This is a genomic window from Streptomyces sp. 3MP-14 (assembly GCF_006334905.2).
Classification (GTDB): Bacteria; Actinomycetota; Actinomycetes; order Streptomycetales; family Streptomycetaceae; genus Streptomyces; species Streptomyces triticirhizae.
Map to the genome: position 1 here is coordinate 1 of NZ_VDLZ02000012.1, position 14019 is coordinate 14019.

General features: G+C 74.5%; 10 protein-coding genes and 1 pseudogene. 4 read left to right on the forward strand and 7 right to left on the reverse strand.

Features of this window, described 5'->3' with window-relative positions:
* Positions 1-179: 179 nt before the first annotated feature.
* Positions 180-1253, reverse strand: a complete 1074-nt coding sequence (locus tag FH609_RS31170) for an excalibur calcium-binding domain-containing protein (protein ID WP_193318114.1) — start codon at positions 1251-1253, stop codon at positions 180-182.
* 255 nt (positions 1254-1508) lie between these two features.
* Between FH609_RS31170 and FH609_RS19810 the strand changes: the two genes are divergently transcribed.
* Positions 1509-2252 (forward strand): SIMPL domain-containing protein, encoded by a 744-nt coding sequence (locus FH609_RS19810; protein WP_139675052.1) that lies wholly within the window; start codon positions 1509-1511, stop codon positions 2250-2252.
* Positions 2253-2351: 99 nt separating this feature from the next.
* Here FH609_RS19810 and FH609_RS19815 read toward each other — a convergent pair whose 3' ends face one another.
* Positions 2352-3269 carry a DUF6891 domain-containing protein gene (locus tag FH609_RS19815; protein ID WP_139675050.1) on the reverse strand — a complete coding sequence of 306 codons (918 nt, stop codon included), beginning with the start codon at positions 3267-3269 and terminating at the stop codon, positions 2352-2354.
* A 128-nt stretch (positions 3270-3397) separates the two neighbouring features.
* Between FH609_RS19815 and FH609_RS19820 the strand changes: the two genes are divergently transcribed.
* Positions 3398-6175: a P-loop NTPase fold protein gene (locus FH609_RS19820; RefSeq protein ID WP_139675047.1), complete on the forward strand. Its 2778-nt coding sequence runs from the start codon at positions 3398-3400 to the stop codon at positions 6173-6175.
* A gap of 249 nt (positions 6176-6424) precedes the next feature.
* On the forward strand, positions 6425-8332 hold the full coding sequence (locus FH609_RS19825; RefSeq protein WP_139675044.1) for a hypothetical protein: 1908 nt from the start codon (positions 6425-6427) through the stop codon (positions 8330-8332).
* A 154-nt stretch (positions 8333-8486) separates the two neighbouring features.
* Here the strand turns inward: FH609_RS19825 and FH609_RS19830 are convergent.
* Positions 8487-9089 (reverse strand): annotated as a pseudogene (locus FH609_RS19830) (lytic polysaccharide monooxygenase); the annotation flags it as partial.
* A 657-nt stretch (positions 9090-9746) separates the two neighbouring features.
* Between FH609_RS19830 and FH609_RS19835 the strand changes: the two are divergent.
* Positions 9747-10754, forward strand: coding sequence for a glutathione S-transferase family protein (locus FH609_RS19835; protein ID WP_139675038.1), 1008 nt, complete (start codon positions 9747-9749; stop codon positions 10752-10754).
* A gap of 67 nt (positions 10755-10821) precedes the next feature.
* On the opposite strand, the gene FH609_RS19840 is transcribed toward FH609_RS19835, so the two are convergent.
* The 4 genes from FH609_RS19840 to FH609_RS19855 are packed head-to-tail and all read right to left on the reverse strand — an operon-like array spanning position 10822 to position 13701.
* On the reverse strand, positions 10822-11466 hold the full coding sequence (locus tag FH609_RS19840; RefSeq protein WP_139675035.1) for a hypothetical protein: 645 nt from the start codon (positions 11464-11466) through the stop codon (positions 10822-10824).
* Entirely contained in the window at positions 11463-12155 is a 693-nt protein-coding gene (locus FH609_RS19845) for a hypothetical protein (RefSeq protein WP_139675032.1), read from the reverse strand. Before FH609_RS19845 ends, FH609_RS19840 begins: the two co-directional genes overlap by 4 nt.
* Entirely contained in the window at positions 12128-13381 is a 1254-nt protein-coding gene (locus FH609_RS19850) for a hypothetical protein (protein WP_139675030.1), read from the reverse strand. Before FH609_RS19850 ends, FH609_RS19845 begins: the two co-directional genes overlap by 28 nt.
* Complete coding sequence (locus FH609_RS19855) at positions 13378-13701, reverse strand: hypothetical protein (RefSeq protein ID WP_139675027.1); 324 nt, start codon at positions 13699-13701, stop codon at positions 13378-13380. The genes FH609_RS19850 and FH609_RS19855 overlap by 4 nt, the downstream gene beginning before the upstream one ends.
* Positions 13702-14019 lie beyond the last annotated feature (318 nt).

A 14019-nucleotide genomic window follows, 5' to 3' on the forward strand; every position in this document is an offset into this window, starting at 1 on the left:
CTGATCAGCGTCTCCGACGAACACCCCCGGGTCCCGGCGACACCACCCCCCAGGTCATGCCTTCGACAGGGGGCAACAGTCATACCGAGCCCAGAGGCCAGCGGCCCCATTGCAGGACCGCGAAAAACATAACGGGGCCGCACCGGCCGGGGGCGCCGGTGCGGCCGTCGGCCGTCCGCTCAGGTCTCGCAGCCCACGCCGTCGCCGTCCCGGTCGAGGTGCCGGCCGTAGCCGGGCTGCCCCGCGTAGATGGGAGCCGCGCCGGCGGCGCGGACCTCGGAGCAGTTGCGGTACGAGACCGCCCCGCCGCCGGAGTCGCCCGAACCGCCGGAGTCGCCCGAACCGCCGGAGTCGCCGCCGCCTGTCGTCGGGTCCGGCTCGGGTTCGGGCTCCGGTTCGGGCTCCGGCTCGGGTTCCGGCTCCGGCTCGGGCTCGGGTTCCGGCTCGCGCTGGGCGTTGTCGGAGCCGGGGCAGTCGTCGTCGGGTGCGACGATGGAGAGCCGCGCCGGCGTGGTCTCCGCGTTCTCGATCTCCTCGCCCGCCGGCGGGAGTTGGAAGCAGACGAGCCAGTCGTTGTGCTCCGCCGGCAGGTCGACGTCCCGATAGGCGCTCCGCGCCTCGACCTCCGTCAGGCCCACCTCGGCCAGCCGCTCCACGGCCTCGGCGAAGGACAGCGTGACAACGGACGGAACGGTCGGCGCCACCACGGCCAGGCCGTCGGCGGCCGGGCACGGGTCGCCCTCGCGCACGACGGCGAAGTCGACGGTCCCGCCCGGCGCGAGCGAGGAGCCGGCCTCCGGCGTCTGGAAGCAGACGGACCAGTTGCCGAGGGCGAACTGGTCAGCGTCGCCCTCGGTCGCATCGTGGGAGGCGGTCGCGAACCCGGCCGCCTCGGCGGCCTCGATGGCGACGGCGAGGTTCTGGCCGGTGAAGTCCGCCACCTCGCGCGGCTCCTCGGCCCGTTCCTCCTCATCCGCCGCCGCGTCGGCCGCCGCCACCTCGACGTCGTCGGCGGCGCGCTCCTCCTCGGGCGGCTCGACGAACACGAACAGCGCCAGCCACAGGGCCGACAGCCCCATGGCCACGAACTTTCTTCGGCGCGGCCAACCGCTGCGCCAGGCCAACCAGATGCCCAACGGCGGTAACACCACCAGCAGCGCGACGACCACGGCGGGGTGGTGCCAGCGCGACGGCGGCCTCGCGGGCGGCGGTTGCGGGACGGGCGGCGGGGCGGGTTCCGGGGTGACACGCATGGGCGTTAAGTGACCTTCCTGCTGCTCGGAGTGGTGAGGGGCTGGCACGCTACCGAACATCGGACGACTCATCAGGAAGTTCGCCGAATTGTGCCCCGGGAGCCCCACCGGCGCTGGCGCGGGCCGGTCGGCGGCCGGGGCGCGTTGTCAGTGGCATCTCCTAGGCTGCGAGCGACCGTTGGGATCGGCGCCCCACTTCGGGGACTGCCCGCCCACCAGCTCCCGCCCGTCCCCTCACCTCTCCCGGAGGACCTGATGACCACGGCTGACGACAGCGCCACCGACCACGCCCCCGTCTCCGGCGGCGCGCCGCAGGCGAACGGCGCGCCGCAGGCGAACGGCGCGCCCCGGGTCGCGGTGCGCGGGGAGGCGCGGCTGGAGGTGGAGCCGGAGACGGCGCGGATAGGCGTCACCGTGGGGGCCAGGGGCGGCGACCGGCGGGCGGCGTTGAAGGACCTGACCCGGCGCAACAACGCGGTGCTCGAACTGCTCAGGTCCTACGGCGAGTCCGTGGAGCGGATCGAGACCGGGGCGTTCAGCATCAGCCCCGAGCTGAAGACGGGGCGCGGGGAGCGGGTGCGGGCATACCACGGGAAGGTCTATGTCCAGGCGGTGTTCGTCGACTTCACCGCGCTCGGCGAGGTGACGACCCGCCTCGCCGACCTGGAGCTGACCAGCGTCGCCGGCCCGTGGTGGGCGCTGCGGCCGGACTCGCCGGTGCATCGGCGGGCGCGGCAGGAGGCGGTGCGGCAGGCGGTCGTGCGGGCCAGGGAGTACGCGGAGGCCATCGGCTCCGAGCTGGCCGGGCTGATCGACATCGCGGACGTGGGCGCGGACTGGATGGAGTCCGAGGTGCCCCGGGGCATAGCCGCCCCGGCCGGCGGCTACGGCGCGGCGCCCGGCGCGGCCGCGCCCCCCGCGCTGGACCTGGAGCCGCGTCGGCAGACGGTCTACGCCCGGATCAACGCGAGGTTCACCATCACCCCGCCGGTGCTCTGAGAGCCGCGCCGCGCCCACGCGAGCGCCCACGCGAGCGCCCACGCGAGCGCCCACGCGAGCGCCCACGCGAGCGCCCACGCCCGCGCAAGCGCGAGCGGCTCAGCCCACCAGCCGGCGCCGCCAGTCCAGCCCCGTGACCGCGATCGCGGCGGACGGCGAGCCGTTCCACTCGACGGTCAGCCCCTCCTCGGTCAGCGCCGCCACCACCTCGCGCCCGACCGCCGCCGTCGTCTCCTCCGAGCCGTCGAACCTGCCGTAGTACAGCGACAGTTGGCCGCCGTTGGCGGCGCCCTCCGTGCTCTGCTGGTGGAAGTAGACGAAGCCCCGCGCGTCCGGCGGGCTGACCCCGCCGATCTCCGCGTTGCCGCAACTGCGGCAGCACGTGAAGTGCTCCCGCGCGGTGATCCCGCCGAACGCCAGCTTCCGGAAGGCCCGTTCGATCCGCTCCGGGTCCGTCTCGCCCTCCCAGCCGGCCTGTTCGGCGACCCGCTCCAGCCACAGCCGGTCGGCCAGCGCCCGCGCCTGCCGCCCGGAGACCGGCCGCTCGTCGCCCCTGACCAGGAAGTCCTCGGCCTGCTCGGCGAGTTGGTCCCGGTCCGCATAGCCGCACCGCAGCGTCTCGCGCAGCCGTTCCTCCAACGCGGCCGCGTCCTCGGCGGGCAGCTCCAGCGGCGGCACCTCGGGCACCGGCGGCAGCTCGACGCGCCGCCACGCCAGCCCCGCCGCCCAGTCGGCGTCCCGCCGCGCCCACCCGGTCAGCGCCACGGCCACCGACTCGGCCGAGCCGAGCCGCGTGCGCACATGCGTCGCCGGCCCACCGTTCCGGTGCTCCAACTCGAAGTCGCCGCCGTCCTCCCGCCACACCTGCGCGAACTCCGTCGGCAGGTCCGGCACCCGCCGCACCACCAGGAACCGGTTCCCCTCGTCCCCGAGCCCCCGCACCAGCCGCGCCAACGTCCCGGCCGCCGGCCGGACATACCGCTCCCCGCGCTCCGTGCGCACCGTGATCTCCAGCATGGCCCCACTCTGCCATCGCCGCCGTGACGCCATGTCACGGAACGGTCCCGACCGCGCCCCATCCCGTTACGGCGCCGGCGCGAAGCGCCATGCTGAACCCGTGGTCGGCTGACAGGGGGCGGGAGTTGATGGCGGGCGCGGACGACGACGCACGGCCGGTGCCCCTGCCCGCCGGCTCCGGCCCCGGGCGGCAGGTCAGTTGGCCCATCGAGAAGGTCGCGGAGATCTACCGCGCGTCGATCGACCATGCGCTCGCCTCCCCCACGGTCGCCCGCGTTGTCGACGCGCGCCCCGGCGTGACCGGCGACGACATCCGCGCCCGGATGTTCCGCTACGAGAACGTCCAGGCGGCGATCAGGCCCTGTCGCGTCCGCCACCTGTACTACCTCCGGGCCGTGACGGCGCGCGAGTGGACGCTGGCCCGGCGGAACGAGCACGCGCGCCTGGCGCGTTGGAGCGCCCGCGCCGCGCTGGCGCTCGTGCTGCTTCTCGTCCCCACCCCCGTGGTCCTGGTGGTGCGCGCCCCGGCGCTCGCCGCCTGGCTCACGCCCCTGGTCGCCCTCCTGCTCGCCGTCCTGCTGCTGACCGACGTCCGCGCCAGGGCCCGCCTCCGCCGCTGGGCGCTGCTGGCCTACTACGCGCTGGCCACCGAGATATGGGAACTCGCCGCCGAGCCCCTCGGCCGGAGATGGGGCAACGCCCAGGCGCTCGGCACCGCGCCCGTGGTGCGCCGGGTGGTGGACGAACTGCTCGGCGAGGACCGGGACGCCCTGCTGCTGCCCGACAGCACCGAAGGGCTCCGTTCCCCCGGGAGCGACGGCTACCACGTCGACAACCGCCCGCTGGCCCAACTCCGCCGCAAGATCGACCAGATCGACGGCGGCGCCATCGCCGTCAGCGGCCCGCGCGGCGCCGGCAAGACCACCCTGCTGGAGAACGCGGTCGGGCCCGACGACTTCACCGTCGTCACCCATGCGCCGGCGACCTACGCGCCGCACGACTTCCTGCTGTCCCTCTTCGTCACGGTCTGCGAGGGCTACCTCCGCCACGAGGGCCAGCAGGTCCCGGACCTCACCCGGCTGTCCCGCCGCGCGCTGCGCGGCCTGCGGCACCCGTTGACCAGGGGCGTCCGCTGGTTCGGCTACGCGCTGCCGGCGGCGGCGCTGGTCGTCGTCGGCCTGTTCGCCACGGCGCGCTCCCTGCGGGAGGCACACGGCGGAACGGTCGAACGGTGGGTCGACGACCTCGGCCGGGACCTCGGAGACTGGGGCCTCGACGCCTGGCACGGCCGCAGCGTCGGCGCGGCACTCGTCATCACCTGCGCCGGTCTGCTGGTGTGGGCGCTGCGCCGGGCGACGTGGTTCACCGCCGCGCTGCCAACCGCCGTCCGCGTGCTGGCCCGCGTCGCCGGAACCGCCCTGGTCGTCGGCGCCGTGCTCTCCCTCCCGCTCGACCCGGAGATCCGACGCCAGACGACGGACCTCTACGACAACAGCGCGGCGACGCTGCTGCTGACGGCGCCCGCCGTGGTGGCGGCGGTCGCGCTCTCCAGCGACGTTGTCGACACCCTGACCACCTGGTACCGGACCCGGGGGCCGTGGCTGTTCGTCAACCCCGTGAACGGGCCGGTCCTCGGCGTCATTCTCGGGATCGCGCTGGTGGGGTTCCTCATCGACGAAACCGGCCGCGCCGTGCTCACCGACCCGTCGAACCCGACGCGCCTGCTCGCGTTCCTCGCCGGCCTGGCGCTGTGGCGGCTCGCCGCCCGCCCCTGGCGGAGGGCGCGCCCGGAGTCCGACCTGCTCCGCCGCTGCCGGGACCAGCTCTACCGGCTCCAGACCGCGCAGACCACGACCGCCGCCACCAACCTCGGCGGCGCGGCGGCCCCGCTGCTCACCCTCGGCGCCTCCGGCACCGCGACGCTGGCCACCGTCCCGCCCAACTACCCCGCCCTGGTAGCCGACTTCAGGCGGCTGCTCGGCGACATCGCGGCCGAGCTGGCGCGCCGCGACCGCCGGACCGTCGTCGTCATCGACGAGGTGGACCGGCTGGGCTCCGCCGAACAGGCGCTGGCGTTCCTGCGGGAGATCAAGGCCGTGCTCGGCGTGCCCCGGGTGCACTTCCTGCTCTCCGTCGCCGACGACGTGGGCGCCGCGTTCGTCCGACGCGGCCTGCCGCACCGGGATGTCACGGACAGCTCGCTGGACGACATCGTGCACGTCGGCCCCGCGACCCTCGCCGAGTCCGCCGCGCTGCTGACAAAGCGCGCGCCCGGCATCTCCGACCCCTATGTCCTGCTCGCGCACGCGCTCTCCGGCGGGCTGCCCCGCGACCTGATCCGCTACGCCCGCCGCCTGCTGGAGATCCAGGACGCGACGGAACAGCTCGAACTCCCCGACATCGCGCGGGCGATGATCCTGGAGGAGGTGCACGAGACGCTCGACGGCTTCCACAACCTCCTCGCCCGCCAACGATGGACGCCCGAGACCAGCGCGGTGCTCGTCGCGTTCCGCGACCTGATGGGCCACCTGCGCACGGCCTGCACCTGCTGCCCCGAGCGGGCGACCGCGCTGGAGGCGGCCCTCACCCACTTCGCGACGCGGCCGGCACCCGCCGGCGAGGAGGCGCGGGTGCTGCTCGACGAGGCGGCCGTCTACGCGTACTTCTCGCTGACGCTGCTGGAGATCTTCGGCCGCCCCGGCTTCGCCGCCCGCCGCGAGACGGCGGCGCTCGGCGGCGCCGACGGCGACCCCGAAACCCTCGCGGACGCCCGCCGCGAGTTGGCGGTGTCGCCGTACAGCGCGCGGCCGTTGCTGGACGCGGTCCGCAGAGCCTGGGCCCTCGCGATCCCGCCAGCCGGCGCGGCCACGCCCCCGCCGCCCCGCAGCGTCCCCTGCCGGGGTTAGCCGCGCCGGCGCGGGTCGGCGGGGGTCGGCGCGGTCGGTGCTTCGGCGCCTCGCCGGCGCCCGGGAACGCGCCCCGGGCGCCGGCGGGGCACCGCCCCCGGGCGCCGCCGCCCGGCACCGGCCGGGAACCGCTCGCCGGGCGCCGCCCGGCCCCGCCCGCTCGGCCCCGCCTGGCCCTGGCGCCGGCAGCGCCTAGGCTGGCCGGGGACGGAACGACGACCGGCCGTCGCGGAGTTCGGGGGAGCGGGGATGTCAGCAGCGGAACGCCAGACGCGGGTGCGGCTGCCCGCCGCCTTTCTCGCCCGGGCCGCCGCCGGCGCCCCGCCGGGCTCGCCGCTCGCGGCCCTAGCGCTCGACCACGCCGGCGCGCTGCCGGCCGGGCCCGAACGCGACGGTCTGCTCGCCGCGTTGCTCGCCGGCCCCTGCGCCACCTCGGCGCCGGACTGGCTGCTGACCGAGGCCGCCGCGTCCGAGGCGCCGCCCGTGCTGCTGGCCGCGCTCGGCCACCCCGACTGCCCCGAGGGGCGCGCGGCCGCCGTCGCCGCCCGCAGCGCGGACGACCGGCTGGGCGCCCTCGCGCCCGCCGGCGCGCCCGCCGCGCTGCGCGCCGCCGTGGCCGCCGAGCTGCGCCGGCGCGTGCCCGAGCCCGTGCCCGTCACCCCCGAGGCCGCCGAACGACCGAACGCCGCCCAACTCGCCCTGCGCCACCCCGAGCTGGCACCCGAGGTGTTCGCCGCCGCCGTTCCCCTGCTGCCCGGGCCGCCGGCCCAACTCGCCGAGGGCCAGGAGCTGAACGCCTGGATGGCGGCGCACGGCGCGGCGCTCACCACGTGGCGCGCGCTCTGGCGCGAGGTCCTCACCACCCACCCCGGCCGGATCGCCGAACTCTGGGAGCTGCTGGTCGACGAACAGGCCAGGGTCGTGGTCAGCGAACTCCTCCTGGGCACCCTCCCGCACGCCGTTCCCGCGCCGCTGCTGGTCCAACTCGCCGAGGCCGACCTGGCCCGCTTCGCCGGGGCCGCCCTCACCAGCCGGATCTGCCGGCTGCGCGTCGATGGCCACCAACCCGAGGAGACCGCAGCGCTGGTCGCCGAAGAACTGGCCGCGCTGCCCGAGTCGGACCGCCGGCTCCCGTTGGCCTACCTGGGCGCGTTCGGTGCCACCCCGGAACGCGGCCTCGCCACCGCGACCGACTGGATCGCCCGCGCCCTCGCCGAACGCTGGCGCCCCCTGCTGACCCCGGACCCCTCCGGCCCGCACGCGCCAACCGACCCGCACGCGCCGACCGAACCGGCCCCGGGCGCCGAGCCCGAACCCGCTCCCGAACCCGCGCCCGCGCCCGCCTGGCGCACCCCGCCCGCGACCAGGGCCGCCCTCCGCGACCGCTTCGCCCGCGCCGCCCTCACCGCGCTCGACCTCTGGCGCCCCCGCCCCGGCTTCCCCGTCACCCAGCCCCAACAGCTGCTCTGGCTGGCCGAGTTGGCCACCCTGCTGCCCGTCCACCGGCGAGAGCTGCGGACCCGCGCCGCCGAACTCCTCGCCGACGCCGAACGCGGCCACGCCCACCGGCGCCGCCGCAGGGGCGCCTACCCGGCCGCCGAGGACCCCGCGTTCGACCGCGCGCTCACCACCGTCCGCAGGGCGCTCGGCCTCGGCTGGCGCGGCATCCCCGCCAACCCGCCGCTGGTCGAGCTGAGTTGCCAGCCGCCCCGGACCCTGGAGCGGATGGCCGGCCCCGGCGCCCGCGACGCCACCCTGGAACGCCTGCTGCTGGCCCACGCCGTGCGCGGCTACCCCTCGGGGCCCGACGTCGAGACGCTGCTCGCCCGCCACACCGCGCCCACCGCCGCGTTGTTCCGCCTGACCACCCAACTCCCCGCCCTGCTGGGCGAACACCCCGGCGCCGCCCGCGCCTGGACCGAGGCCGTGACCGCCAGCGCGCACCGCGACGCGCCCACCCTGCGCGCGCTCCCGGCGCATCTCGCTCTCTCCGCGCCCCCGGCGCCCGGCGACGACGGCCGCCCCACCGTGCTGACCCTCGTCGTCGAGTCCTTCGCCCAACGCCCGGACGCCTGGCGTCACTTCGCCACCGCACCGCTGCGCGGCCACACCCTCGGCGAGGCCGTCGACCGGGCCGTCGCCCGCGCGACCCCGTGACGCGGCACCGCCGCCCGGCACGCCGAGGGCCCGCCGGGCGTTCCCCCGGCGGGCCCTCGTTCTCGTCCGTCTGATCGGTACCCGATCAACGTCGGATCAGCGTCCGATCAGCATCGGATCAGCATCGGATCAGCGTCCGAGCGGCGCTCGATCAGTTCAGCACCACGTCCGAGCAGGAGTAGAAGTTCTCCTGGCTGTCGGAGCGAATCCAGTGCACATACAGGATGTGCTGGCCGGTCCGGTCGGACGGCAGGGTCACGTCCCAGTAGTAGTGCCCGCCGTCGGAGCCGGCGCCGCCGGACTGGGGCGGGTCGGTGACGCTGTCGAGGAGTTCGAGGTCACCCCAGCCGAGGGGCTGGGTGGGGGACCAGCCGCTCTTGGTGATGTAGACGTCGAAGTCACCCGGGTGGGCGGCCCAGTTGCTGTACTGGATCTCGATGGTCGAGCCGGCCTGGAGGTCGGTGCTGGGCCAGTCCGCGCGGGCCGCGTTGTAGGAGGAGAAGTCGTACGGGCCGCCGCTGCCGCCGCTGCACAGCTCCCCGTCCGGGATGTAACCCTCGGTGCGGCCGCCGCCGTTGGAGTCCAGCACGGCGAACCAGTTGTACAGCGGGGTGGTGCCGGTCTCCGCCACCGCGTCGGCACAGGCCGGGTTGGTCGGGGTGCCGTTCTCGATCATGTCCCGGTAGCAGAGGTAGGTGCGCGATCCTGGCGACATCGCGACGCCGTGGGCCGACGCGGGGGATGGCAGGCTCGTCATCACCAGGGCGATGAGCGCCGTCACCAGAAGACTCAGGTAACGCGCCCTGCGCAGCGGAGACTTGCTCCGGTCGTTGGGAGGTCGAATGGCCATGTGGGGGGTCCCCTCTAGTGTCCTCCTCGACTCCGGGTCGGACGACCACCGCTCTCGTGGCCGGCCGGCGAACGGCTCACCTGCTCGCCCTCCACCGTGCGCGGCTGTGGGGTGGTCGCCCCGAACCGTCGTCGAGGTATACCGCCGTGCATCGTGGGAGCGCTCCCGCAAGCAACGTACCTCGTCCCGGCGCGCCACGAAACCGTTGCGTCCACATGTCCCGGGTGTTCGGGGCCAGTTGGCTTGTTCGTTACGGCCGCCCCCGCGTGGGGGCCGCACGGGTGGCGCCGCCGATTCGGGGGCGGGGCGCCGCATGAACGCGCCGTGCGCGGGCACGCTGCGTTCGAAGCGGAAGCGCCGGGCGCGGCCGGGCGGCGCCGGCCGACCGGGGCGCCGGGCCCGGCCGTTCCGGCCGTCGCCGGGCCGTGCCGAACGGTTCGGCGGGGCATTCGGCGTGGCAGGGGTGCCCCGCGCCGGCCGGGATGCTCTGATCGCCGGGACGCTCCGAACCGTTGGGGAGCCGCACGGAACCCGACGAGACTGCGAAGGGACGACGGAAGCGGAATGACCGGGTTGGGCGAGGGCAACACCGAGTACGGCCGAAAGAAGTTCAAGCGTTCGCTGAGTCACTTCACCGACCGCATCACCGCCGACGGCGGGGACGGGTGGCCGGTGGAGGCCGGTCGGTACCGGCTGGTGGTCAGCCGGGCCTGCCCCTGGGCGAGCCGGGTGCTGATCTCCCGGCGGCTGCTGGGCCTTGAGTCCGCGCTGTCCCTCGGCGTGGTCGACCCGATCCAGGACGACCGCAGCTGGCGGTTCACCCTGGACCCGGACGGGCGGGACCCGGTGCTGGGCATCCGCTTCCTGCACGAGGCGTACGACGCGCGGGAGACGGGCTACCCGGGCGGGGTCAGCGTGCCCGCGATCGTGGACGTGCCCACCGGAACGCTCGTGACCAACGACTTCCAGCAGATGACCCTCGACCTCGCCACGGAGTGGACGGCGTTGCACCGTTCCGGCGCGCCCGACCTCTACCCGGAGCGGCTGCGCGACGAGATCGACGAGATCTCCGAGGAGATCTTCCGCGACGTCAACAACGGCGTCTACCGCGCCGGGTTCGCCACCGACCAGGACGAGTACGAGGCGGCCTACGCCGACGTCTTCCACCGGCTCGACCAGCTCTCCGCGCGGCTGGCGGAACGGCGTTACCTGGTCGGCGACCACATCACCGAGGCCGACATCCGGCTGTTCACCACGCTGGTGCGGTTCGACGCGGTCTACCACGGCCACTTCAAGTGCAACCGCAACAAGCTGACCGAGGACCCGGTGCTGTGGGCGTACACCCGGGACCTGTACCAGACGCCGGGGTTCGGGGACACGGTCGACTTCGACCACATCAAGCAGCACTACTACCGGGTGCACACCGGCATCAACCCGACCGGGGTCGTCCCGGCCGGGCCCGACCCGTCCGGGTGGGCCACCCCGCACCACCGCGAACAGCTCGGCGGCACCCCCTTCGGCCCCGGCGCGACCCCGCCGGGACCGCCCCCGCCGGCGGAGGCGATCCCCTGACCCGCGACGCCGGCGCCACCCGGGGCCGCCGGGCCGCCGACGTGCTGACGCGGCGGCGCCCCGGGCCTCAGCCCTGGTACGGCGGGGCGTAGCCCTGGTGCGGCGGGCCGTATCCGGGTTGCGGGGAGGGGGGTTGGGGCGGCGACGGCTGGCCGGACGGCCCCGGCCCGGGCGCCTGTTGCTGCCCCGGCCAGGGGCCAGGCGGGGACGGAGCCCCGTAACCCGCCTGCGGAACGCCGTACCCGCCCTGGGCCTGGACCTGCGGCTGCCCCTGCGCCTGCCGCTGGTGGTCCTGGGCGAGGACCGTGAGGAAGTAGTGGAACTCCTGCTGCCAGGCCAGCGCCACGTTCGCCTTCCTGCGGCGCCGGCCGCGGGGCAGCCGGAGGCGGAAGCGGGCCTCGCCCTCGCCGTCCCACGTCATGTCGCCGAACATCTCGTGGAACTGCCCGCGCGGAATCGCGTGCTTGACCCGCTTGACGCGGTGGAAGACGCGGCCGGTGCGGATGAACAGGACGTGCTGGTCGGTCAGGACGACCGTGTAGAGCCGTTCGACCAGCGTCTCGTACAGCTCAAGCACCCAGAGGAAGAAGGAGGCCCAGAACAACGTCTCGCCCAACGACCCCACGGACACCTGGAAGACGACCCAGGGGCGTTCCTGCGGGCAGTGCCGCGCGGCACGTTGCGTTCCCCTCTCGATGATCGTGCCCTTCATGATCGCCATGCTGGCTCGCCTTCTTCCGGGGACAGGTTCGCGGCCTCGGCGGGCGCGGAATCCTCGGCGACAAAGGTAACGGTGTGCAACGTTCGTGCGACAGAGGGCATATAGGCGTCCCAGTGGCTCGGGTGGGCCGTGGAGAAGGTGACCGTCAGCAGATGACGTTCGGGAAGCGACGGGTGGGCGGGCACCGGGACATGGGCCTGGAGTTCGGCGAAGCGCAGCGTGAACGGCGGGCGGGACGGGTCGTTCCAGGGCACCTCGTAGGCGTGGCCGCCGGTGACCACGGCGGCGGGGCCACACGGCAGCTCGTACACCCCGCCCGTCCAGCCCCTTCCCTTGGCAGCCACCAACGAGTGCAGCGCGCCCTCGGCGGCGACACGTGGGTCGTCGCCGTAGTCGAAGCCGCGCACGGTGACCAGCAGGGTCGCCGTGGACGGCTGCCCGTTGACCAGCCGAAGTGAGCTGCCGACGAAGAGCGTTCCCGCCGAGCGGAGCGTCTGGGAGAGCGTGTGGAACGGCCGCACCATGGCCGCGTCGACCGGATGGTCGGCGCCTCGGGCCGCCAACTCGCGTCGCAGGTAGCGCTCCGCCCCCTCCTCGTCGAGTCCGACGGGCAGGCCGGTGAACGCCTCGGAGACCTCGAAGAGCGCCTTCATCAGGCCGCCACCGCCACGCCCTGCCATGCGGAGTCGAAACTCCGGAGGAGTGGGACCTCCGGGATGGCGACCGGCCTGGGTGACGGCAGTACGGCCGGCCCCAGCTGATTCGCGTCGGCCGTCTCGGCCGTGTCGGGCAGGGCTCCGCCCACGGCCCGGGAGTTGGCGGCGCTCGGAAGGAACGGGCCGGCCTCGGCGCCGGCCGCCGCCGGCTCGATGTAACTCCCCTGGGGCAGGAACTGGTCCATCTCCACCGGCCTGGTGTCGACGTCGTCCTCCCAAGGGGTGTTCTCCCAGGGCATCTCCAGTTCCTCCCAGGGATAGGTCACGTCCGCACCGCCCCAGTCGGCCAGCCCGTAGGCGCCCAGCCCCGCGAGCTTGAGCATGGTCTCCGAGGTCTTGAGCCCCTGCGAGACCAGTTGGAGGCCGAGACGGATGTGCGGGACCGGCACGAAGCGCGCGCCCCACCGGGTGATGTTCTGGAGGGTGCCGATGACATTGGCCACCAGGAAGTAGAAGTCGCCCAGTCGGGCCAACCTGGCCGCGTGCTCCCGTATCCAGCGGCCCACGTTCTCCATCACCGACTGGGCGATGTCGCCCACTTCCTCGATGATGGCGCCGATGGCGTCGCCGATGCGGGAGAGCCAGCCGGGCTTGTTCGGGGCGATGTTCATCGCCCGATCGAGGCGGTCGGCGACGGACTCGCCGAACTCCGTGTACTCGGCGAGGAGTTCCCTGGCCCGCGCGCGTACGGACTCCAGGCGCTGCTCGGCGGCCTCCTGGTCGGTCCGCTGCCGGCGGAACGTGTCGAGGGCGCGCTCGCGATCCTCGTCCGGCATGTCCTCCCACGGGTTGACCGGCGTGGGGGTGGGCAGCGCGGCGAGGGCGGCCTGGGCCTCGCGGGCCTCGATCTCCAGGTTGCGGGCCCGGTGTTGGGCCTCGGGCATGTGCGCGGCCCAGTCCTCCAGCGCGGAGGCGGCGACGGCGAAGGACTCCCTGGCCGCCGCCACCTTGGGGCGGAAGTCGTCGTCGAAGTTCTCCCGGAACGCCTCGGCGGAACGGCCGCGCCACTGGCCCGGGCCCGAGGTGCCGCTCAGCAGGAAGACGATGTCACCCAGGACGGTCGCGGTCTGGCGCACGTCCTGCGCGATGCGGGCGGCGGTGGGCTCGTCGCCGGGGGCCGGGACGAAGCCCAACGCCGGGTAGTCCGCCTCCTGTTCGGGGGACGGCGCGACCGGGAACGACCAGCTCATGCCTCGATCACCCCGCCGTCGCCCGAGCCACCCTGCTCCAGGGAGCCGGCCAACTCCTCGTCGATGGAGTCGAACGCGTGGATCACCTCGTCGAGCGCGGCGGCGGCCTGTTCGGCGAACTCGCGTAACTGCGAGATCCCGTACTCCCACTCGTCGCCGAAGTCGTCCATCCGGCCGACCAGTCGGGCGACGCCCATGGCCGAGCCCTCGGCCTCGGCCATCGCCTGGCAGGGCCGTTCCATCAGGTCGGCGACCTGACGGATGTTGTCCCGGGTGGCGCGGAGCATGTCGTAGTCGAGATAGAGATCGCTGGTGGGCATGACAAGGTCCCCCCTGGGTCCGGGCATGACGGTTCCGCTGTCGCGCAGCGGGAGACGGCGGCCCCAACTCCCCTGTGGGCGCCGCACGGTGGTGCATCGTAATCGAACGGTCACGGTGAGGGTAGGGGGCCTGGTCTGGCCTGGCTTGGCCTGGCCGCCGGCGGGGGCCGGTCTCGGCTCGGCGGGGCGTCGGCGCGGCGTTCGGTTCCCGTTCGAACTCCCCCGTTTGGGGCGGGATTTCATGTTCTGTACATGGAAGGTCGCGCTGCGTGGGAACTAGCCTCATGGGCATGTCAGTCGAGCCGGCCGAGCCAGCCG